The organism is Streptomyces sp. NPDC046862 (genome assembly GCF_040704615.1).
Classification (GTDB): Bacteria; Actinomycetota; Actinomycetes; order Streptomycetales; family Streptomycetaceae; genus Streptomyces.
The window spans coordinates 137852-157636 of record NZ_JBEYXP010000026.1 but is presented as its reverse complement, the minus strand read 5'-3'; the positions used below and the strand labels follow the sequence as shown (position 1 = coordinate 157636).

At 71.2% G+C, this 19785-nt stretch carries 20 protein-coding genes; 12 read left to right on the top strand and 8 right to left on the bottom strand.

The window, feature by feature from the left end; translation table 11 throughout:
- Positions 1–21 precede the first annotated feature (21 nt).
- The gene (locus AB0959_RS27715; RefSeq protein ID WP_366829296.1) at positions 22–894 is read right to left on the bottom strand and encodes an RNA polymerase sigma factor SigF; all 873 of its coding nucleotides are present in this window, start codon (positions 892–894) and stop codon (positions 22–24) included.
- A gap of 320 nt (positions 895–1214) precedes the next feature.
- Between AB0959_RS27715 and AB0959_RS27710 the strand changes: the two genes are divergently transcribed.
- Complete coding sequence (locus AB0959_RS27710; RefSeq protein WP_366829295.1) at positions 1215–2093, top strand: RNA polymerase sigma factor SigF; 879 nt, start codon at positions 1215–1217, stop codon at positions 2091–2093.
- A 93-nt stretch (positions 2094–2186) separates the two neighbouring features.
- Here the strand turns inward: AB0959_RS27710 and AB0959_RS27705 are convergent, their stop codons facing one another.
- Positions 2187–2675 (bottom strand): ATP-binding protein, encoded by a 489-nt coding sequence (locus AB0959_RS27705; RefSeq protein ID WP_366829294.1) that lies wholly within the window; start codon positions 2673–2675, stop codon positions 2187–2189.
- A gap of 406 nt (positions 2676–3081) precedes the next feature.
- On the opposite strand from AB0959_RS27705, the gene AB0959_RS27700 reads away from it, so the two are divergent.
- Positions 3082–3525 (top strand): STAS domain-containing protein, encoded by a 444-nt coding sequence (locus AB0959_RS27700; RefSeq protein WP_366829293.1) that lies wholly within the window; start codon positions 3082–3084, stop codon positions 3523–3525.
- Between the two features lie 187 nt (positions 3526–3712).
- Here AB0959_RS27700 and AB0959_RS27695 read toward each other — a convergent pair whose 3' ends face one another.
- Complete coding sequence (locus AB0959_RS27695) at positions 3713–4189, bottom strand: MarR family transcriptional regulator (RefSeq protein WP_366829292.1); 477 nt, start codon at positions 4187–4189, stop codon at positions 3713–3715.
- A 144-nt stretch (positions 4190–4333) separates the two neighbouring features.
- Between AB0959_RS27695 and AB0959_RS27690 the strand changes: the two genes are divergently transcribed.
- The 6 genes from AB0959_RS27690 (at position 4334) to AB0959_RS27665 (ending at position 10281) form a co-directional block, all read left to right on the top strand.
- Positions 4334–5509, top strand: coding sequence for a PP2C family protein-serine/threonine phosphatase (locus AB0959_RS27690; protein ID WP_366829291.1), 1176 nt, complete (start codon positions 4334–4336; stop codon positions 5507–5509).
- A 177-nt stretch (positions 5510–5686) separates the two neighbouring features.
- On the top strand, positions 5687–6586 hold the full coding sequence (locus AB0959_RS27685) for an STAS domain-containing protein (RefSeq protein ID WP_366829290.1): 900 nt from the start codon (positions 5687–5689) through the stop codon (positions 6584–6586).
- On the top strand, positions 6583–7002 hold the full coding sequence (locus tag AB0959_RS27680; RefSeq protein ID WP_366829289.1) for an STAS domain-containing protein: 420 nt from the start codon (positions 6583–6585) through the stop codon (positions 7000–7002). The genes AB0959_RS27685 and AB0959_RS27680 overlap by 4 nt, the downstream gene beginning before the upstream one ends.
- Complete coding sequence (locus AB0959_RS27675; protein ID WP_366829288.1) at positions 7002–7442, top strand: anti-sigma regulatory factor; 441 nt, start codon at positions 7002–7004, stop codon at positions 7440–7442. The genes AB0959_RS27680 and AB0959_RS27675 overlap by 1 nt, the downstream gene beginning before the upstream one ends.
- A complete protein-coding gene (locus tag AB0959_RS27670; protein WP_366829287.1) occupies positions 7442–8512 on the top strand; it encodes an ATP-binding SpoIIE family protein phosphatase in 1071 nt (356 codons plus the stop codon). The genes AB0959_RS27675 and AB0959_RS27670 overlap by 1 nt, the downstream gene beginning before the upstream one ends.
- Positions 8509–10281: a SpoIIE family protein phosphatase gene (locus AB0959_RS27665; protein WP_366829286.1), complete on the top strand. Its 1773-nt coding sequence runs from the start codon at positions 8509–8511 to the stop codon at positions 10279–10281. Before AB0959_RS27670 ends, AB0959_RS27665 begins: the two co-directional genes overlap by 4 nt.
- A gap of 27 nt (positions 10282–10308) precedes the next feature.
- Here the strand turns inward: AB0959_RS27665 and AB0959_RS27660 are convergent, their stop codons facing one another.
- The 3 genes from AB0959_RS27660 to AB0959_RS27650 all read right to left on the bottom strand — a co-directional run bounded on the left by AB0959_RS27660 (position 10309) and on the right by AB0959_RS27650 (position 11937).
- Positions 10309–10797 carry a MarR family winged helix-turn-helix transcriptional regulator gene (locus AB0959_RS27660; RefSeq protein WP_366829285.1) on the bottom strand — a complete coding sequence of 163 codons (489 nt, stop codon included), beginning with the start codon at positions 10795–10797 and terminating at the stop codon, positions 10309–10311.
- 279 nt (positions 10798–11076) lie between these two features.
- Positions 11077–11508 carry a hypothetical protein gene (locus AB0959_RS27655; protein WP_366829284.1) on the bottom strand — a complete coding sequence of 144 codons (432 nt, stop codon included), beginning with the start codon at positions 11506–11508 and terminating at the stop codon, positions 11077–11079.
- A gap of 213 nt (positions 11509–11721) precedes the next feature.
- A complete protein-coding gene (locus AB0959_RS27650; RefSeq protein WP_366829283.1) occupies positions 11722–11937 on the bottom strand; it encodes a hypothetical protein in 216 nt (71 codons plus the stop codon).
- A 126-nt stretch (positions 11938–12063) separates the two neighbouring features.
- On the opposite strand from AB0959_RS27650, the gene AB0959_RS27645 reads away from it, so the two are divergent.
- On the top strand, positions 12064–12402 hold the full coding sequence (locus AB0959_RS27645) for a hypothetical protein (protein WP_366829282.1): 339 nt from the start codon (positions 12064–12066) through the stop codon (positions 12400–12402).
- Between the two features lie 214 nt (positions 12403–12616).
- Positions 12617–14638, top strand: a complete 2022-nt coding sequence (locus tag AB0959_RS27640; protein ID WP_366829281.1) for an NPCBM/NEW2 domain-containing protein — start codon at positions 12617–12619, stop codon at positions 14636–14638.
- 186 nt (positions 14639–14824) lie between these two features.
- Here AB0959_RS27640 and AB0959_RS27635 read toward each other — a convergent pair whose 3' ends face one another.
- Positions 14825–15772, bottom strand: coding sequence for an ROK family protein (locus tag AB0959_RS27635; protein ID WP_366829280.1), 948 nt, complete (start codon positions 15770–15772; stop codon positions 14825–14827).
- A 156-nt stretch (positions 15773–15928) separates the two neighbouring features.
- On the opposite strand from AB0959_RS27635, the gene AB0959_RS27630 reads away from it, so the two are divergent.
- Together AB0959_RS27630 and AB0959_RS27625 are read left to right on the top strand one after the other, a co-directional pair.
- Positions 15929–17020, top strand: coding sequence for a LacI family DNA-binding transcriptional regulator (locus tag AB0959_RS27630; protein WP_366829279.1), 1092 nt, complete (start codon positions 15929–15931; stop codon positions 17018–17020).
- 7 nt (positions 17021–17027) lie between these two features.
- Positions 17028–17777, top strand: a complete 750-nt coding sequence (locus tag AB0959_RS27625; protein WP_366829278.1) for a hypothetical protein — start codon at positions 17028–17030, stop codon at positions 17775–17777.
- Positions 17778–17832: 55 nt separating this feature from the next.
- Here the strand turns inward: AB0959_RS27625 and AB0959_RS27620 are convergent, their stop codons facing one another.
- Positions 17833–19722 (bottom strand): protein kinase, encoded by a 1890-nt coding sequence (locus AB0959_RS27620; RefSeq protein WP_366829317.1) that lies wholly within the window; start codon positions 19720–19722, stop codon positions 17833–17835.
- Positions 19723–19785 lie beyond the last annotated feature (63 nt).

Below are 19785 nucleotides of genomic sequence, written 5' to 3'. Positions count from 1 at the left end.
TCTCGCGGGACGTCGGGTTCTTCACCGGTCGAGGCCGGGCCGGTCGCCGCCCTCACGGCGGACCTGCCCCTTCTGCGCGCCGAGGGCCTCGTCGCGCACCCGTGCGCAACTGCGGCTGATCAGACGGGAGACGTGCATCTGGGAGATGCCCAGCTGCTCGGCGATGCGGCTCTGGGTCATGTCCTCGAAGAAGCGCATGTAGAGGATGGCGCGCTCCCGTTCGGGCAGCTGCCGCAGCCCCTCCTTCGCGGCCTCGCGGTCGACGACGGTGTCGTACGACGTGTCAAGGGCGCCGAGGGTGTCCACGAGGCTGTACCCGTCGTCGCCCGCGGCCACCTCCGCGTCCAGGGACAGCGTGCTGTAGCTGTCCAGCGCCTCCATTCCGGCGGTCACTTCCTCCTCCGTGAGCTTCGTGTGAGCCGCGATGTCGGCGATGGTCGGTGTGCCGGAGCCGGCGGTCTGGCTGAGTTCACGGCGCGCGACGCGCACCTTGTTGCGCAGTTCCTGGACGCGCCGGGGGACGCGGAGTGCCCACATCCGGTCGCGGAAGTGGCGCTTGATCTCACCCGTGATGGTGGGCACGGCATAGCTTTCGAACGCTCCGCGTTCGGGTTCGAACCGGTCGACGGCCTTGAGCAGCCCGACCGCCGCGACCTGCCGCAGGTCCTCCAGCGACTCACCGCGGTTGCGGAACCGGCCCGCGATGCGATGGGCCATGGGCAGCCAGGTCTCGACCAGTTCGTCCCGCAGCGCCTCGCGCTCGGGCCCCTCCTCCAGCGCTGCCAGCCGGACGAAGTCGGCGATGGTGTCGGGGGCGTCGTCGTGCACCCGCTGCCCCGGCCCGTGGGGACGTGCGGACACACCGGAACCGTTTGCGGAAGTCTCAACGAGCATGCGGAATCGCTCCTGAACGACGATTTCAGGGGGACAGCCGCGGGAAAGGATGCGCGAGGCGAAGAGGCCCCGAAACGGGTACACCTCTCCCGTCGGCGCGCCTCTGGTCCGAAGCACGGACTCCCGCTTGCCCCGCAGTCGCGTGGACAAACAACGGTCCGCGCACACTTCGTGACACATGCTCGGCTGAGGCGGCGACTTCACGCCACACCGCCCCGACGGGCAACAACGGCGCACTTTCTATATTCGGAGGAGTGCTTCGCGTGAAGGCGGGCAGGCGAGTGATGACATCGGGAACTTCAGCGATTGGGGTGGACGGCATGGCAGCCGTGACGGCAGCGCGGACAACGGCCACGGCGGGAGGGACTGTCCCCGAGGAGGAGACGCGGCTGCCGCACATCGATGCCCCCTCGAAGATAGGGCCGAAGGACGCGCGTGAGCTGTCCCGCCGGTTCTTCGACCGGCTGGACGTGCTGGAAGAGGGCACGCCCGAGTACCAGTACGTGCGCAACACGCTGATCGAGATGAATCTCTCCCTCGTGCGGTACGCCGCGTCGCGCTTCCGCGGCCGGGAGGACTCGTTGGAGGACATCGTCCAGGTCGGGACGATCGGGCTGATCAAGGCGATCGACCGGTTCGAGATCTCCCGCGAGGTCGAGTTCACCACGTTCGCCGTGCCGTACATCGTCGGCGAGATCAAGCGGTTCTTCCGGGACACCAGCTGGGCGGTGCACGTGCCGCGGCGTCTGCAGGAGGCCCGGGTGGAACTGGCGAAGGCCACGGACGAGTTGCGGTCCCGGCTGGGCCGCACTCCGACCACGCGTGAGCTCTCCCAGCTGATGTCCCTGTCGGAGGAAGAGGTCATCGAGGCACGCAAGGCGGCCAACTGCTACAACTCCGCCTCCCTCGACGCCGTTCTCGGCCCCGACGACGCCCAGGACGGCAAGACCGTACTGGCCGACGTCATCGGCGAGGAGGACCCGTCGCTGGAGCTCGTCGAGGACTTCCACTCGCTGGCGCCGCTGATCGCCGAGTTCGACGAGCGGGAACGCCGGATCCTCCACATGCGCTTCGTCGAGGAGCTCACCCAGTCGCAGATCGCCGGACACCTCGGCGTCTCGCAGATGCACGTCTCACGGCTGATCAGCCGCATCATCAAGCGCCTGCGCAAAGGCCTGCTGGAAGCCGACGTGGCCTGACAGCCCCTCGGCCTCCCGCACAAGGCCTCCCACAAGCCGCCCGACCGCACGAGAGTCCCGCCGACCGCAGTCGGCGGGACTCTCGTGACGCGTTCACCGCAGGTGCCCCGCGGGTGACGCGCCACTCCCGACCGGCACCGCGCGCACCGGACGAAGAGGGATCACCGCGGTGATGCGCTTGCCGCCGGTCGGCAGAGGCGACACCGTCACTTCGCGGGTGAGCCGGCGGACGATCGGCCAGCCGCGGCCTCCGGTCCGCCATCGGCCGTGGCCGTCGACCGCGGCCGATGTCACGGGCAGCCGGTGGTCACGGTCGCTCACCGACACGTACAGATCGCGGCCGACGAGGGCGACGTCGAAGTCCGTGACGCCGCCGCCGTGCAGCATCGCGTTGGTGGTCAGTTCCGACACCACGAGCAACGCGTCCGAGAGCGCCTCCTCGTCACAGCAGGTGCCCGGCCTACGCTCGGACAGCACCCGCCTGACGGCCTCACGTGCCTCCCGCGGGTTCTGTGGCCCTCGCCGGACCCTCCCCGGAACGGCTGTGCGCTCTGTGGTGTCGACCCGGTATTGCTCACGCATCCTCTCGCTCCCTGAGGGGAATGGGGGGGGCCGGACAGCTTCGGCGCCGGCAGTCCCGTACCGTCCCGTCACCCCCGGGGACGTCCCGACCGCATCCGTACACGCGATCCGTGACGCCCGTTCTGTACCTTTGTCTCCTTTACTCCGGCTGACCGTTCCGGAGCGTCCGAAACCACGGAACGCCCTGATGGCGTGAATCACTCGGAGAGCCCGCCTCCCCGCGCCCGGCGACGACGCGAACCGCCCGGTCACGGGAACGGCACTGTGTGTCCGCTCGAATCGCGGGTATGCGCACGAGCGCGTCGCCGTGGTGAGCCGCACAAGCCGGTCACCACACCACGCGATGCATCGAACCGCCACTTCGGGGTAACCGGCCCCGAACCGGTAACGCCTGTGGGAGGTACTTGTGTCTGTTGCCCAGAATCCGTTGTCGATCAAGGTGACGCTGCCGCGGGAGGATGCCGCGCTGCTCACCATCGAGGGCGATCTGGACATCGATACCGCGACGGAGCTCCAGCATCACGTGGCGAACCAGCTCCACCATGGCCGACGGCACTTCCTGCTCGACGTCTCCTCCGTGCCCTTCATGGACTCGTCCGGTATGAACATCATCCTTCGGGTCTACCAGGAGGTACGGCAGATCTCCGGGGGCGTGTACGTGATCTCCCCGACCCCTGCCGTGCGGCGAATCCTGGACCTCACCGGCGTCAGCCTCACCGTGCAGACGGTGGAGAGCACCGAGGAGGCCCTGACCGCCCTGGACGACCCGCAGAACGACAACGGGCCGGCGGAACCCGAGCGGAACGGCCCGGCGCGCTCCGAACAACCGGGAGACTCCCCGTCCGAGTAGAGCCGGCCGACCGGACCTCGAACCTCGCGACGCCGCGGGTCGTTCGTCCTCCGCCAGCAGCCTTGGCAGGGCCAACAGTTGCTGTTTGACAACTATGGCCGTGAGGCAACAGAGTGAGCCAGAGCAAGCGCGGGAGGTGTGAGATGCGCGGGAACGGAGCCGCACGTCAGGCGCTCCCGACGCCGTATCAGGCGCTTTGGACGCCGGGGGCGTCACCCTCGTGGATCTGTGCCGCCGCGGCGCCGCAGAACGCCTCCAGACCCTCCAGCAGCGCGGTGCGCTTCGCGGTGGGCATCTGTGCCAGCACGGACTCCAGGGCGCTCTCACGGCGGTCCCGCAGTTTCGCCAGGAAGGACCGGCCCCGCCGGCTCAGCTGCAGACGCAGTTCACGACGGCTGGAATCACTGGGCTTGCGCTCCAGGAAACCGACGGCCTGCAGGCGGTCGCACAGTCTGCTGGTCGACGGCGGGGTGGAGCCCAGGGCGTCCGCGAGCATTCGGAGGTTGATCCCGTCGTGGTGTTCGAGGATGAACAGCACGCGGATCTGCGAGGCGGACACCGGCGCTGTGGAAGCCCGACCCCAGACGACCTCCAGCAGCTCCGCCGCCTGTGAGGTCACACGCGCCAGCTCGTCCGGCCGTGGATGCGAGGAGGAGGAAGGCACGTCCCCACTCTTCCAGGGTTCTCCAGCAGTGTCAGCCCGCGGCGGCGGACAGGCCGGGCAGAACACCGGATACAGGCACAGGAGCACAGACGGACGGCGTCCGCGGCGACGCGGGAACAGCGCCGTCACAGTGGAGAGATTGGCGTGTCCGACATCGTGAACAGATTGGCGGCGGCCGAGCGGGCACTTCGCTCCGCGGCTCCGCACCAGCTGGTGGACGCGGTCCGCCAGGTGCTGTGCGGTGACTACGCGGCGAAGTCCGTCGACGTCCTCATGGCCGACTACGGGCTCACCGTGCTGCGGAGCGTCCCTGTGCCCGCCGGCACGCCGGAGTCCCTGCCGGTGCACGGCAGCCCGGCCGGGCGGGCCTTCGGGGCCCAGGAACCGTTCGTGGAGAACTGCGGCGACGGGCAGGTGCGCGTGCACCTGCCGGTGTCGGTGCGCGGCGACCGGCTCGGCGTGCTGAGCGTCACGATGGACTCCGCCGACCGGGCCGAGGAGAGCCGCGCCGAGCTGGCCGAGATCGCGGAGGTCCTGGGGCACGAGATGGTCGTCGCGGAACGGGACACCGACGTGTACCTCAGGGCGCGGCGCACGGACCGCCTCACGCTGGCGGTCGAGATGCAGTGGCAGCTGCTGCCGGGCCGTTCCTGCGCACGGCGGGAGTACGCGCTCGGCGGCCAGTTGGAGCCCGCCTACGCGATCTTCGGTGACAACTTCGACTGGTCCACGAGCGCCGACCGCCTGATGGTGTACGTCACCAACGGCATGGGCGAGGGCATCGAGGCCTCGCTGCTGACCACCCTGGGGATCAACGCGCTGCGCAACGCCCGTCGTGCGGGCCTGTCCATCGCCGACCAGGCCGCCCTGGCCGACCAGGCGATCCACGCCCACTACCGGGGTCGTGCCCACCTGTCCGTGCTCCTGCTGGACCTGGATCTGGCCACCGGGCGCCTCCAGGTCGTCGACGCCGGCTCACCCCGGATGCTGCGCCTGCGTGAGAGGAACGTCACGCCCGTCGACTTCGAGGCGCAGCTCCCCCTCGGCATGTTCGAGGAAACCGACTACGTGGCCCAGGAGTTCCACGTCGAGCCGGGTGACCGGCTGGTCTTCGTCAGCGACGGGGTGTACGGGGTCGCCGCGCCCGGTGGCGAGACGTACGGGGAGCGGTCCCTGGCGCGGGCCATCGCCTCCGCCGCCCTGCTCCCGGCGGCCGAGGTGCCCGCGGCCGTCCTGAGGGAGCTGTCCGGTCACCGTGGTTCCGTCGACCCCGACGACGACGCGCTCGTGGTCTGTCTGGACTGGTTCGGGCGGTCGTGACGACAGGGGACCCACAAGACCGAGGTCGTACGGCCCCGACCGCCGGGCACCGCGGCGAAGTTGTCATGGATCAGATGGATCAGAGCGTGTCTACAGTTGTCGGGCAGCAAGCAAGAGGTCGCATCGACGGGCTCTTCGCTGAGGCCGGGGCAGCGCACCAAAGGTGAGGAGGAGCACGTGCCGGAGCAGGTAGCGGCAGGACACCAGGAGACTCCGGCGCAGGAGGTCGGGGACTTCCTGCGCCGCCGTCGGGAGCAGATCGCCCAGCGGTGGGCCGACGCGGCGCTGTTCCGCACCGTCTTCACCGTCTCGCGGGAGGAGGCGGTGGAAGCGGGCCGGGCCGTGGTGGAGGCGCTGGCCGCGGTGGCCACCGCCGAACGCGTGGAGGAGCAGGAGGCCGACGGCTTCGCCGTCGTGCGGGAACAACTCGCGCGGATGGCGGCTTCGCGTTCCCGTGCCGGTTCGACGAACAGTCAGATCTCGGTCGAGGTGGACGCGTTGCGGGTGCCCGTCGTCGATCTGCTCGTCGCCGAGCTGCAGGGCCTGCCGGCCGAGCAGGTGCGGGAATGCACGACCGCCCTCACCGTCCTGATGGGCACGCTGCGTCTGGTCGTCCTGGAGACGCTGCTGAGCGCGGGGCAGGAGCTCATCAACCGGCAGCACCTGCAACTGCTCGAAGTGGCCACGCCCGTGATCAAGTTGTGGGAGGGCATCGTCGCCGTGCCGCTGATCGGCACTCTCGACAGCGCCCGCAGCCAGGTGGTGATGGAAACACTCCTGGACTCGATCGTGGAACAGCACGCGCGCTTCGCGATCCTCGACATCACGGGTGTGCCGACCGTCGACTCCCTCGTCGCGCAGCACCTGATGAAGACCGTCGCGGCGGCGCGCCTGATGGGAGCGGAGTGCATCGTCTCCGGCATCCGGCCCGCCATCGCCCAGACCATCGTCCATCTGGGCATCGACCTGGGCACGGTGAAGACGCAGGCGAGCCTCGCGGACGCCCTCGGCTACGCACTGCGCAAGCAGGGCGCACACATCGTGCCCCAGGACCCGCACGACGCGGGGTCCCGGTGACCGGCGCGTTTCCCTCCCCCTACGGAGGACAGGTACCCGTCCTGAGGATCGGTGACGTCCTCCTCGTCACGCTCCAGGGCGACCTGCACGACGGCACGGCGGAACAGCTTCAGCAGGACGTCAGCGAGGCGGCCGCGGACAGCCGGGTCAAGGGCGTGGTCATCGACCTCTCGGGCGTGGAGATGGTCGACTCGTTCCTCGGCCGGGTGCTCAGCGACATCGCGGCCAAGACGCGGCTCCTCGCCGCCGAGACGGTGGTGGCCGGGATGCGCCCCGCCGTGGCGATCACTCTGGTGGAACTGGGCCTGACCCTGCCGGGGCTGCGCACGGCCCTCAGCTCCGACGAGGCCATACGTCTCCTCGGCGAAGCCTCGATCTCCCCCCGGCACGGGCGCACACGCCAGGAGAGTCCCTGATGCAGACAGCCGGCGGTGTCTCCGCATGCCTGCCGATCCACTCGGACCTGGATCTGGTGTGGGTACGGCAGCACGTGCGGCAGGCCGCTGCCCAGCTCGGGTTCGGTCTGGTGGCGCAGACGAAACTGGTCACCGCCGCCAGCGAGTTGGCCCGCAACACCCTCGTCCACGGCGGCGGGGGGCAGATGGCGTGCGCACCGGTGAACCGGGGCGGCGTGCCCGGGCTGCGGCTCGCGTTCAGCGACGAGGGGCCGGGCATCCCGGACCTCGACCAGGCCCTGCGCGACGGCTACACCTCCGGTGAGGGGCTGGGCATGGGCCTCGGGGGCGCGCGGCGCCTGGTCCACGAGTTCGACATCGACAGCAGCCCTGGCACAGGGACGACCGTGACGGTGACGTCGTGGGTCTCGGTTCCTCCGCGGCCGCGTCAGGAGCTGTGATGCCGCGGGTCTGGGAGGTGCCGGTACACGACTCGACCCGCGTACGCGACGTGCGTGTGGCGACGGAGGACGCGGCGGCCCGGGCGGGACTCGACGGGGACCGCACGGCGGGCGCCGCCCTCGTGGCCACCGAACTCGCGACGAACCTGCTGAAGCACGCGGACGGCGGGCGGATACTCCTGGACCTCGTGGACTCCACCCTCGTGGCGCCCGGTCAGGAGCCCACTCCCGTCGTGCAGATCCTGGCGGTCGACCACGGCCCGGGCATGCGCGACGTGGTGACCGCGCTGCGCGACGGCTACTCGACCACCGGCTCGCTCGGTGCGGGTCTCGGCACCTGCCGACGGGTCGCGGACGAGTTCGACCTGCACAGCGTTTCGGGGCGGGGGACGATCGTGCTGGCACGGATCGGCGCCCGCCGGGGCCGCTCCGGGGCCGCGGCGCGTCCGGCCCGTCCTCCGGTGCGCGTGGGCGGCATCAACTTCCCTTTCGCGGGGGCGGAGTACTCGGGCGACGCCTGGGCAGGGATCCGATCGGACAACCGCGTGACGCTGATGCTGGCCGACGGTCTGGGCCACGGCCCGGACGCGGCACGCGCGTCCTCGGCCGCGGTGGAGGAACTGCGCCGTTCGGCCGAGCTGCCGCCGGCGGAGATCCTTCGCCGGCTGGACGGCGCGCTGCGCGACACCCGGGGTGCGGCGGTGGCCGTGGCCCAGCTGGATGTCGCCGCCGGACAGCTGCACTTCGCCGGGGTCGGGAACATAGGAGCCCGACTGCGCCGCGGCGACAGGTGGCAGCACCTGCTCTCGCGTCCGGGGATCGTCGGCGCCCACCGGTCGGCGAGGCTGCCCGAGCACCGGGTGGGTTGGGAGGACGACTGCCTTCTGGTACTGCACAGTGACGGTCTGCCGAGCCGCTGGAGTCCCGGTCCGGCGGCGCACAGCCCCTTCCTCGACCCCGCTGTCGTGGCCGCCGTGATCGTGCGTGACGCGAGCAGCTCCGCCCGGCCGGTGCGCGACGACACCGCGGTCGCCGTACTGTGCCCCGTCCCACCGGACCGGATCTCATGACCCGTACCTGGTACATCAGCACCGTCACCGACGCCGCGCGGGCCCGGATCGCCACCGCCCGGCTCGCCACCGCATGCGGTGTGACGGCCGTCGAGCGCACGCGTCTGGTGACCGCGCTCACCGCGCACCTGCGCCAGTGTCTGACCAAGGGCGGTGAGTGGCGGCTCGGCGTGCAGGCACCCCCTTCACCGGGCGGGAGCGGGCGGTTCGTCGTGGAGGTGGCGTCGGCCGCACACCGGCCGCCCGACGTCCGGCCGCCCTGGCGCGTCACGGCGTCCCTCCCCGCGAACGGCGACGGCTCCGAGGCGGAGCACGTGGGCGAGGATGCCGAGACGCTCGCGGAGGCCCTCTTCAGCGCCGACGAGGACGCGGCGGCGCTGCTGGAGAAGCTCGACGAGCAGGAGCAGCTGGTCGCCTTCCACCGTGAGGAACTCCACCAGACCAACCAGGGCGTCCTGGCCCTGCACGCCGAGCTGGACGCGGCCGGGCGGGCGCAGCGCGAGCTCTTCGCCGCCGAGCAGAAGGCCCACGCGGAGGCGGAGCAGGCCCGTGGCCGTCTGACCTTCCTGGCCGACGCGAGCGCCGCCCTCACGGCCTCCCTCAACCACGACGCGATCGTGCGGCTCCTGCCCGGGCTGCTGGTGCCCCGGTACGCCCGTACGGTCGATGTGTGGCTGTTCGGCGAAGGAGACGACGACGGGGTCGACGAGCATCGCAGCAGACCGCATCCGGCCGCGGCCGTCCTCGCGGCACGGCGGGGGCGCCCCCAGTACGCCGCCGACCACCCCGGCGCCCTGCCCGGCGTCGACGACCAGCCGCCCTCCGCTCTCGAACCCGGCCGGCCGCTGCTGTGCATCCCCCTGATGACCCGCGGGGCACCGCTGGGCGTGCTGACGCTGTCGCCTCCCGAGGAGCGCTGGGACGCCGACGACGCCGTCATGCTGATCGAGCTCACCCGGCGGGCCAGCATCGCCCTGGAGAACGCCAGACGCTTCGAGCACAACCGCGACATCGCCGAGACGCTGCAGCGAGCCCTGCTCACGGACCTGCCCACGACGCCCGGCCTGCACCTGGCCGCACGCTATCTGCCGGCCACGCACGGCCTGAACATCGGCGGGGACTGGTACGACGCGTTTCGCCAGCCCGACGGCAGCCTGATCACCGTCATCGGCGACGTGACGGGCCACGGTCTGCACGCCGCCGTCATGATGAGCCAGCTGCGCACCGCCCTGCGGGCCTACGCCGTCGACGGGGGCAGTCCCGGCGAGCTGCTCACCCATCTGCACACCTTCCTGCACCATCTGCAGCCCGATCTGTACGCCACGGCCGTCATCGCGCGCTTCCACCCCGACGACCCGACGCTCACCTGGGCCGCCGCGGGGCATCCGCCACCGGTCCTGCGTACGCCCGACGGGCAGGTGCACACGCTCGACGCCAAACCGGGTGCCATGCTCGGCATCCCCCTCCGGCAGGTGATCGGTGACCACACCGTGCCCCTCCCGCCCGGTTCGACGCTGGCGCTCTACACGGACGGTCTGGTGGAGCGACGTGCGCAGGGCATAGATCCGGGGATCGGGCGTCTCGCGACGGCGCTGGGGGCCTTCGAGGCGACCGACCTCGACCGGGACCTGGAGGGCTCGGCCGACCGGCTCCTGCAGCCTCTGCTGCACGACTCCGAGCACGACGACGACGTGTGCCTGCTCCTCTGCCACATCCACAGCGACGCGGCGCGCATCAGGGAGGCCACGCCCTCCGGCACGCGCGTGTGACCGGGAGGCCGACGGTCGCCGGCCTCGTCAGCGGTCGGCAGGTGTCTCTCGTCCGGGCCGGGTGTCCCTCGGGGCCTCGACCTCGTGGAAGGCCCGCAGGATCTCCTCCAGCATGGTGCGCTGCCCCGGTGGCAGGCCTCCGAACGCCGTGGTGACGTACGCGGACAGCCGTTCGGTGACATCGGTGAGGTACCTGCGGCCGTCCGCCGTGACCACCAGCCGCACCTCGCGCCGGTCGTCGGGCTGCACGTTCCGCTGCAGCAGTCCGGCGGCCTCCAGCCGGTCGCACATCCTGCTGGCGGTGGGCAGTCCGATGTCCAGCTGCTCGGCCAGAGCGGTGAGGTTGAGTTCGGGCCGACGGCGCACGATGCGCAGCGCCCGTACCTGTCGAGCCGGCAGGCGCGGCGTGACGTCCTCCACGGCGGCGAACCAGAGCGCCACCAGGTTCTCCACCGCGTCGACCACGTGCCGGCCGACCGCGTCGCCGCGAAAGCGGGGGGCTTCCTCGCAGCCCACCGCCCGTCACCCTCCGCAGACCCTCGACCACTGGGTCCGGAGCTGTCTGGGCCAGGCCGGGACCACCGGCCGACGACACCCCCTCGCGGCACCGGCAAAATCGCGCCGGTCCCGACGGACTGGACGGATTCGCGGTATGCAAACAGCTCCAGCGGTACCCACGAACGCTTCTCTCTCAGTCAACTCCGGCCAAAAACCTGGTCATGCCAAGGGCCTACCCGGAGCGCCCGTGAGTACACGGCCGTCTCACATCCTCCGCGTGGTACCTCGACGGGCCGGTCACAGATCCGTGGGGAGTCCGCTCGCCTCGGCGATTCCGCGCAGTTCCTCGTCCTCCTGGTAACGGGCGCGGATGCAGTCGGCGATGTCCTTGCGCCGTTCCGGGTCGGCCGCGGTGTCGGGATCGGTGACGACCCGGACGGGCTCGCTGCCCTCGATCTCGATCTGGATGAGCTCGTTGTCGACGCGTCCTGTGACGGCGGTGGCGATGACCAGTGCGGCCTCGTCGCGGACCGTCTGTGAGACGTCGCCGGTGACTTCCTCGTCCAGGTCCTGGCCGATCGATCCGGACTCCTCGGAGTCGAGCGCCCTCAGCACCGGCTCGACCATGCCCAGCAAGAGCTCGTAGTCCTCGGAGGTCATGCTCATGCGCAGGAGGCCGAGGTGCATGTCCAGGGCCTCACTCTGGGGTGGGAGATTCGGCTCGTTCATGCTGTTCGGGTTCCCCGATATCCGGATCTCTCCCAGAAAACCTCAAAAGACACACGGGACTGCCGTCTTCCCGTCCGGGGCCCTGGTCGCGCGGTGCGCCGACAGGGCACGGCCCTTGCCCGGCACCAGGGCGCCGGGCGAGGGCCGACATCCACGAGGCTCCCCCGGACGGGTCTGCTTCGTGATCGCTCCTCGACAGTCCGAGTCGTCGGGTCAGCCCTTGCGGCTGGTGCTGCTTCCTCCGTGGCCGCTCTCCCCGACATGGCCGAGCACGTCGTCGTCGACGGCCGTCCGGTCGAGGGTGCTGTGGGTGTCGTCCACGTCCAGGTTACCGAGGGCGTCCGTGTCGAGACCGTGGGACGGCGTGATGGCCGCGACGACGAAACCGGTGGCCAGGGAGGCGATGGCAAGCATGCTGCGCTTCTTCATGGCGTGTTCAACTGCGAAACCGGCGTCGGGGTCACGCACCCGCCTCGACGGAATGGCGGAAGCGGGACGGACACCTGCCGGAGAAGCCTGACATGCTCGCGGGTGCACACCCCACGAGGAGGGCGGATGGATGAGAACGGCGGCCACATCCATGTCGATGCGAAGGTGGTCCGCGAAGAGACGGGCGTCCGCGGCGTCCTGGCGGCCACGTTCGGCCTCGTGGGCGATCTGCCGAGTGCCGTCACCACGGGGTGCGGTGTGCGGGTGCCCTACGCCATGACCTCCTGGCGCCCGGAGAGCGTCACCTGCCTGCCGTGCCGCGAACACGCCCGGCGGGAGCACCTCCGCTTCGCCGAGCAGGTGACGAGGCTGGCGGGCATGCCCGGCGCGCCCGTCGACAGGAGCGCGGCGGACCGGGCCGCGGCACGCCATCGCGACCTGGCGCGGAGGTTCTCGGACAGCTGAGCGTGGACCGCCCCCGGCGGGCTGCTTGCTCGCCGGGGCCATCACCTCGGCCAGATCCGGCCCGTTGACATCCGATGACCTGTCAGGCCCTTGCCCACCCAGGCACTCCCTCCCCTCCCCTTCCACCTCGCCTCCATGCGTCCTACCGTAAACCCGCACGGATGACGCGGACATGAAAACCTCCCATCATTCGCGAGGACGAAGGAGCGTAACGATGCGTCACCTTCCCACCCGCACAGCTCGCCGGACAGTGGTCGCGGCGCTCGCCGCGGGGGTGCTCGGACTCGCCGGGCTCTCCGCACCGGCGCTGGCCACCCCCGCCGCGTACCCGACCGTCCCCGCCCCGGACGACGGCCTCGCCCTCACCCCGCCCATGGGGTTCAACAACTGGAACTCCACGCACTGCCGCGCGGAGTTCAACGAGGCCATGGTCAAGGGCATCGCGGACCTCTTCGTCGAGAAGGGACTCAAGGACGCGGGATACGAGTACGTCAACCTGGACGACTGCTGGGCACTGCCACAGCGGGACCCGGACGGCAAGCTGGTGCCCGATCCGGTGCGCTTCCCGAACGGGATCAATGCGGTCGCGGACTACGTGCACTCCAAGGGCCTCAAGTTGGGCATCTACACCAGCGCGGGCACCAAGACGTGCAACAGCGCCGGGTTCCCGGGCGCCCTCGGCCACGAGTACAGCGACGCACGGCAGTTCGCGGACTGGGGCGTCGACTACCTCAAGTACGACAACTGCAACAACCAGGGGGTGGACGCCAAACAGCGCTACACGACCATGCGCGACGCGCTCAGAGCCACAGGCCGGCCCATCGTCTACAGCATCTGCGAGTGGGGTCAGAACAAGCCCTGGGAGTGGGCCGGCGACCTCGGACACCTGTGGCGCACGACCGGTGACATCAGCGACAACTGGGGCTCGATGCTGTCGATCCTGAAGAAGAACCTGCCGCTCGCGCCGTACGCCGGCCCCGGGAACTGGAACGACCCGGACATGCTGGAGGTCGGCAACGGCGGCATGACGGACACCGAGTACCGCACGCACTTCTCGATGTGGTCCATCATGGCGGCGCCGCTGCTGATCGGCTCCGATCTGCGGTCGGCGTCCGACGAGACCTTCGACATCCTGGGCAACCGTGAGGTCATCGCGGTCGACCAGGACCCGCTGGGCCGACAGGGCACGGTGATGTCGTCCGAGGGCGGTCGCTGGGTCGTCTCCAAGGAGATGAAGGACGGCAGCCGGGCCGTGGCCCTGTTCAACGAGACGGGCAGCGCGCAGCGGATCTCGACGACCGCCGCGGCCGTCGGGCTTCCCTCGGCCGACGCGTACACTCTGCGCGATCTCTGGCAGCACAAGAACTACAACACCGCGGGCAGGATCTCGGCGACCGTCCCCGCGCACGGCACCGTCCTGTTCCGCGTCCGGGTCGACGGCAAGTGGGCCGCACATCCCCCGGCCGTCGAACTCGGCGTGCAGGGCGGCCCGTTGGTCGAGGCCGGCAAGCCGACCGCGCTCACGACCACGGTCACCGACCTCGGCCGCACTCCGGCGAAGCGCGTCTCGGTCACCCTGACCGGGCCGGCGGGGTGGACGGTTCGCCCGGCCTCGCCCACCACGGCGGGCACGCTGCCCACGGGACGGTCGCTGCGCACCTCGTGGAAGGTGACGGCGGCGGAGGGCACGGGCACGGGGTCGTACGACCTGACGCTCAAGGCCACCTACCGGTCGCCGACCGGGGCACGGGCCGCGAGTGTGGTGCCGCTGCGGTTCTCCGTGGTGGTGGCGCCTCCCTCGGGCGCCTCGTACCTGAGCGATCTGCCGTGGCTGTCCACGGCCAACGGCTGGGGCCCCGTCGAACGCGACACCAGCAACGGGGAGAGCGCGGCGGGCGACGGCAATCCCCTCACCGTGGGCGGAGCCGTGTACGCGAAGGGGCTCGGTGTGCACGCGCAGAGCGCCGTCGAGTACTACACGGGGAAGGCCTGTGAGACGGTCACCGCCCAGGTGGGTGTCGATGACGAGGAAGGTGCCGACGGATCGGTCGCGTTCGAGATCCGCGCGGACGGTGCGACGGCCGCCTCGACGGGCACACTGACCAACGCCCAGGCAGTTCAGTCGCTTTCAGCCGATGTGAGCGGCGCCCAGGTGATCTCGCTCGTCGTCACGGACGGCGGGGACGGCACGACGTCGGATCACGGGGACTGGGGCGATGCGCGGTTGAGCTGCTAGGGGCGCCACCACGTCAAACGCCGGAGGGGCGGTATTTTCAGCCCCTTGGGGGCACCTCCCAGCGGTAGCTGGGGGAGTTTGAGGAGCGGGAGTCCGGGGCGGAGCCCCGGGCGGGGTCGAAGGGGCAGCGCCCCCGGGACTGGGACAGGTAGGGGCGGCGGGGGCGAACCAAAGAGCCGCGCCCCCTCACACCGCCGTGGCGCTCGCCCTCCGGCTCAGGGCCGCGGCGGCCGCGCCGACCAGCCCCGCGTCCGTCCCCATCTGCGCGGGCGTCACCGTCAGCCGCTGGACGAACGACAACGTGGCGTAGTTCTTGAGCGCCGCACGGAGCGGGGCGAAGAGAACGTCGCCCGCCTTCCCCACTCCCCCGCCGATCACGGCGATGTCGATCTCGACGAGCGTGGCGGTGGCCGCGATCCCCGCCGCCAGGGCCTGCGCTGCACGCTCGAACGAGGCCAGGGCCACCACGTCACCGGCCCGCGCCGCAGCGGCCACCGCGGCGGCCGACGTGTCGCCGTCGGGCCCCGCCTGCCAGCCGTTCTCCAGGGCGCGGCGGGCGATGTTGGGGCCGCTGGCGATGCGCTCCACGCAGCCGCGCGAACCGCACGGGCAGAGATCGCCGTCGAGGTCGACGCTGATGTGGCCGATGTGGCCCGCGTTGCCGGTGGGGCCGGGGTGCAGCTGCCCGTTCAGGACGAGTCCGCCGCCGACGCCCGTGGACACGACCATGCACAGCGCGTTGTCGTGGCCGCGGGCCGCGCCCTGCCAGTGCTCGGCGGCCGTGATGGCCACACCGTCGCCGATCAGCTCGACGGGCAGGTCGCCCGTGGCCGCGCGGACCCGCTCGACCAGCGGGTAGCCGCGCCAGCCGGGCACGTTCACCGGGCTCACCGTGCCGGCGGAGGCGTCCACGGGGCCCGCGCTGCCGATACCGAGGGCCCCCGCCCTGCTCCACAGCGGGGAGGCCGTCAGCTCGCCGAGCACCCCTTCGACGGCACCCATCACGGTGTCGCCGTCCTCCTGCGCGGGCGTCGCGCGCTGGGCGCGCACGAGGATCCGGCCGTGGCCGTCCACCAGCGCTCCGGCGATCTTGGTGCCGCCGATGTCGAGCGCGGCCACGAGGTCGGTGTGCATGAGTGTCAGTTCTCCCGCTGCTGTGTCGTACCCGTCGGACCGGGACGTGACAGTGTCCCTCGGAGGTGACAACGTTGTCCAGGCTCTATGCTCGACGCCACATCCCTCATACAACCCCATGGACCGACCGCAACACCATGGACTGACCGCAACCCCATGGACAACAGGACAGGACACCGCATCGTGCCCGAGGCCGCCGCCCGCCGTGGAGAACGTCTCCCGAACCGCCAGTCCGCAGCACGCTACGGCAACCGCCCGACCATGAAGGACGTGGCCGCGCGGGCCGGAGTGGGGCTGAAGACGGTCTCCCGTGTCGTCAACGGCGAGCCCGGGGTCACCGCGGACACCGAGCGCCGTGTGCAGGAGGCGATCGAGGCCCTGGGCTTCCGGCGCAACGACAGCGCTCGCGTGCTGCGCAAGGGCCGTACCGCCAGCATCGGTCTGGTCCTGGAGGATCTCGCGGACCCGTTCTACGGTCCGCTCAGCCGCGCGGTCGAGGAAGTGGCGCGCGCCCACGGCGCCCTGCTGATCAACGGCTCCAGCGCGGAGGACCCGGACCGCGAGCAGGAGCTGGTGCTCGCGCTGTGCGCCCGCCGTGTGGACGGGCTCGTGGTCATCCCGGCCGGCGACGACCACCGCTATCTGGAGCCCGAGCTCAGGGCGGGAGTCGCCACGGTGTTCGTGGACCGTCCGGCGGGGCGGATCGACGCCGACGTGGTGGTGTCGGACAACTTCGGCGGTGCCCGTGACGGCGTCGCCCACCTCATCGCGCACGGCCACCGCCGGATCGGGTTCATCGGTGACATGCCCCGTATCCACACCGCCGCCGAGCGTCTGCGCGGCTATCGCACGGCCATGGCGGACGCCGGCATACCCGTCGCGGACTCCTGGACGTCCCTGGGCGTCACCGACCCGCAGCGGGTGCGCCGGGCGGCCGAGGAGATGCTGTCCGGTCCCGAGCCCGTCACGGCGATCTTCGCCGGCAACAACCGCGTGACCGTCACCGTCGTACGGGTCCTCGCCGAACGAACCCGTCCGGTCGCCCTCGTCGGCTTCGACGACTTCGAGCTCGCCGACCTGCTCCGACCGGGCGTCACGGTGGTCGCCCAGGACTCCGCCCAGCTGGGCCGTACCGCCGCCGAACGACTCTTCAGCCAGCTGGACGGCAACCTGGTCGCCCCGGAGCGCATCGAACTGCCCACCCGGCTGATCACCCGCGGCTCGGGCGAGCTGCCCCCCGCGGACTGAGCCGCGCGTGCGCGGACGAACACTGGAGGAGCTGGGCCTCGGCCTGGCTCCGCGCGAGGAACCGCTGAGCTATCCGGGCACCTGGCCGCGGGAGTCCGGCCTCCTCAAGGGTGACCGGATGTTACCGCTGGACCCCCACGACACGTTCGAGGGCCGCGTCCCGGTGCTCGCGGTCGGCTCGAACGCCTGCCCGGGGCAACTCCGTCACAAGATGGCCGAGTTCGGCATCACCACACCCATCCCCATGGTGAGGGCGCGGGTCACCGGCCTCGATGTCGGAGTGTCGGCGCATGTGAGCCTCATGGGATACGTGTCGGCTTCGCCGTTCAACTCCCCCGGAGCCGTACGGGAGTTGTTTCTGACCTGGCTCGACGCCGAGCAGCTCGCGGTCGTCGACGCAAGCGAGGGCGTCATGTCGCCGAGGGGGTCGTACGACCGCGCCTGGCTCCCCTCGTGCGACGTGCGGGTGGAGCCCGAGCACGACTCCGGACGGCCTCTGCGGGGTGCGTACGTGTACGTCAACCGCCGGGGCGTCCTGCACAACGGCAGCCGTATGCCGCGCAGGCACCAGGACCAGCGTTCCGTGCTCACCGAACTCCTCGTCTCGACACCTAGGTTGAGGGAGCTGTTCGGTGTCACGCCCGAGGAGTTCTGCGCACGTGCCCGCTTCGACCGGCGGCTGTGCGCCCGGGGGACCCGGGTGTTCGCGGAGGAGAAACTGGTGGTCGCCTCCGGGCTGGAGCGGTACGTGAGGTGACGTGTGGGGGTGACGCGTCCGCTGTTCGGTGAGATCCCGCCCGCCGTCCGCGAGGTCAGCAGACCGGAAGGCCCGGCACCGGCTCGTCGTTGTCGCCGCCCTTGATGTAGACGTCACTGACGAAGACGTTCGTGTTGCCGCTGTCGTCGTCCGTCCTGGCCCACCACACGTTGGTCCACTCGCCGGAGGTCTCGCGGCGGCCCAGGTTCTGCTGGCAGTAGAAGTAGTTGGTGCCCGCGTTGAGGACGCCCACCTCGGTGCCGGAGGCGGTGTACGACTTGGCGGTGCGCCACACCTGGCAGTTGTACTTGCCGCCGCCGACCGCGTCGCACACGGGATCGGGGCTCGCTTCCGCCCCGCCGCCGGCCGTGCCGCCGCTGTTCGAACCGCCCGTGTCGCCCGAGCCGCCGCCTGTGGAGCCGCTGTCGGCGGGCTTCGACGCGGGGGCGGACGCCTCGGGCGTGGCCTCGCCCTGCCGGGTCGGCTTCGAGTCCGGGGTCGGGGACTTCTTGGCGCCCTGCCTGTCGGAGTTGCCGGAGTCCTTGGAGGGGTCCGCGGAACTCCCGCTCGCCTTGTCCGAGGGAGTCGTGCCGCTGCTGAGGTCCGTCGACGACCGGGCGTGGTCGTCGGAACGGTCCAAGCCGTTCAGAAGGGCCATCGTGACGCCCGTCGCGGCGAGCACGACGGTGACGGCCACGGCGGCGAGCAGGACACGGCCCTTGCGGCGTCCGGGTGGTGGGGTGGTGGTGGAGGTGGAAGCGGTGGTGTCGGCCGTGACCGCCGACGCGGGGTCACCGGGCGGAGGCGCCCCGAACCTCGTGTGCCCCGGGGAGTGCGGTGCGCCGAACCCGGCTGCGCCGCCCGACTGCGGTGCACCGGCGCCGCCTTGTCCGCTCGGCGTCGATGTCCCGGCCCCCGCGTTCCCGTCCGTCGGCGGTGGCCCGAACCCGGAGTCCGCGCCGGGCCTCGGCGGTCCAGATCCCTGCGGTCCCGCTGGGACGTTCCGTTCCGTCGCCTCCGGGGAGCTCGGGTGGGGCGCGCGGAGTCCCGTGGTCGGGGTGTCCGTGTCGGGCGCCTCCGCCACCGTCTCCAGCAGTTGCCGGGCCCGGTCCGCGTCCGGGCGTCCCTCAGGGCGCTTGTCCATGAGCTGTGCGAGTACGGGGCCGAGCGGGCCCGCGCGGTGTGGTTCCGGCAGCGGCTCGGCCACGATGGCGGTCAGGGTCGACCAGGTGGACGTACGGCGGAAGGGCGTGGAGCCCTCGACGGCCGCATAGAGCGTGGCACCGAGGGCCCAGATGTCGGAGGCGGGGCCGGGGTCGTTGCCCTGGGCCCGCTCGGGCGCCATGTAGTCCAGCGAGCCCACGAGTTGACCACTGCCCGTCAGATGGGTGGTCGCGCCGTCGCCGGGATCCTCCATGGTCGCGATGCCGAAGTCGGTGAGGACGACCCGGCCCGAGCGCTCCAGCAGGATGTTGCCCGGCTTCACGTCACGATGGAGTACGCCGGCGCGATGGGCGGCGGCGAGGGCGTCCATCACCTTGGCGCCGATCGAGGCCGCCTCGCGCGGGTCGAGCGGGCCGCGCTCGCGCAGGACGTGCTCCAGGGACGGCCCGTCCACCAGCTCCATGACGATCAGCGGCCGGCCGTCGACCTCGGCGACGTCGTGCACGGCGACGACTCCGGCATGCCGGATGCGCGCCGCCGCCCGCGCCTCACGCTGCATCCGCAGGCGCAGGGCTTCGAGTTCGGGCCCGGCGGTGTCCGTGAAGGTGCGCAGTTCCTTGACGGCGACCTCGCGGCCCAGCACCTCGTCGACGGCCCGCCAGACGACGCCCATGCCTCCGCGGCCCAGCCGCTCGACGACCCGGTAGCGTCCGGCGAGGACCCGGCCGGTGCCGTCCGTCTGTCCGGTCCCGTCCGCCTGTCCGTTCTCCCCCGAAGACACCACTGCCCCGTTCCTGTGTCATGCCGATGAGGTCGGTACAGCCTACGGGGCGAGAGTGTCGGG

Excerpts from the sequence above, each read along its gene's own strand:
- AB0959_RS27715 (WP_366829296.1), bottom strand. The coding sequence starts at position 894 with ATGCTCGTTGAGACTTCCGCAAACGGTTCCGGTGTGTCCGCACGTCCC.
- AB0959_RS27710 (WP_366829295.1), top strand. The coding sequence starts at position 1,215 with ATGGCAGCCGTGACGGCAGCGCGGACAACGGCCACGGCGGGAGGGACT.
- AB0959_RS27705 (WP_366829294.1), bottom strand. The coding sequence starts at position 2,675 with ATGCGTGAGCAATACCGGGTCGACACCACAGAGCGCACAGCCGTTCCG.
- AB0959_RS27675 (WP_366829288.1), top strand. The coding sequence starts at position 7,002 with ATGCAGACAGCCGGCGGTGTCTCCGCATGCCTGCCGATCCACTCGGAC.
- AB0959_RS27670 (WP_366829287.1), top strand. The coding sequence starts at position 7,442 with ATGCCGCGGGTCTGGGAGGTGCCGGTACACGACTCGACCCGCGTACGC.
- AB0959_RS27665 (WP_366829286.1), top strand. The coding sequence starts at position 8,509 with ATGACCCGTACCTGGTACATCAGCACCGTCACCGACGCCGCGCGGGCC.
- AB0959_RS27655 (WP_366829284.1), bottom strand. The coding sequence starts at position 11,508 with ATGAACGAGCCGAATCTCCCACCCCAGAGTGAGGCCCTGGACATGCAC.
- AB0959_RS27650 (WP_366829283.1), bottom strand. The coding sequence starts at position 11,937 with ATGAAGAAGCGCAGCATGCTTGCCATCGCCTCCCTGGCCACCGGTTTC.
- AB0959_RS27645 (WP_366829282.1), top strand. The coding sequence starts at position 12,064 with ATGGATGAGAACGGCGGCCACATCCATGTCGATGCGAAGGTGGTCCGC.
- AB0959_RS27640 (WP_366829281.1), top strand. The coding sequence starts at position 12,617 with ATGCGTCACCTTCCCACCCGCACAGCTCGCCGGACAGTGGTCGCGGCG.
- AB0959_RS27635 (WP_366829280.1), bottom strand. The coding sequence starts at position 15,772 with ATGCACACCGACCTCGTGGCCGCGCTCGACATCGGCGGCACCAAGATC.
- AB0959_RS27630 (WP_366829279.1), top strand. The coding sequence starts at position 15,929 with ATGGACAACAGGACAGGACACCGCATCGTGCCCGAGGCCGCCGCCCGC.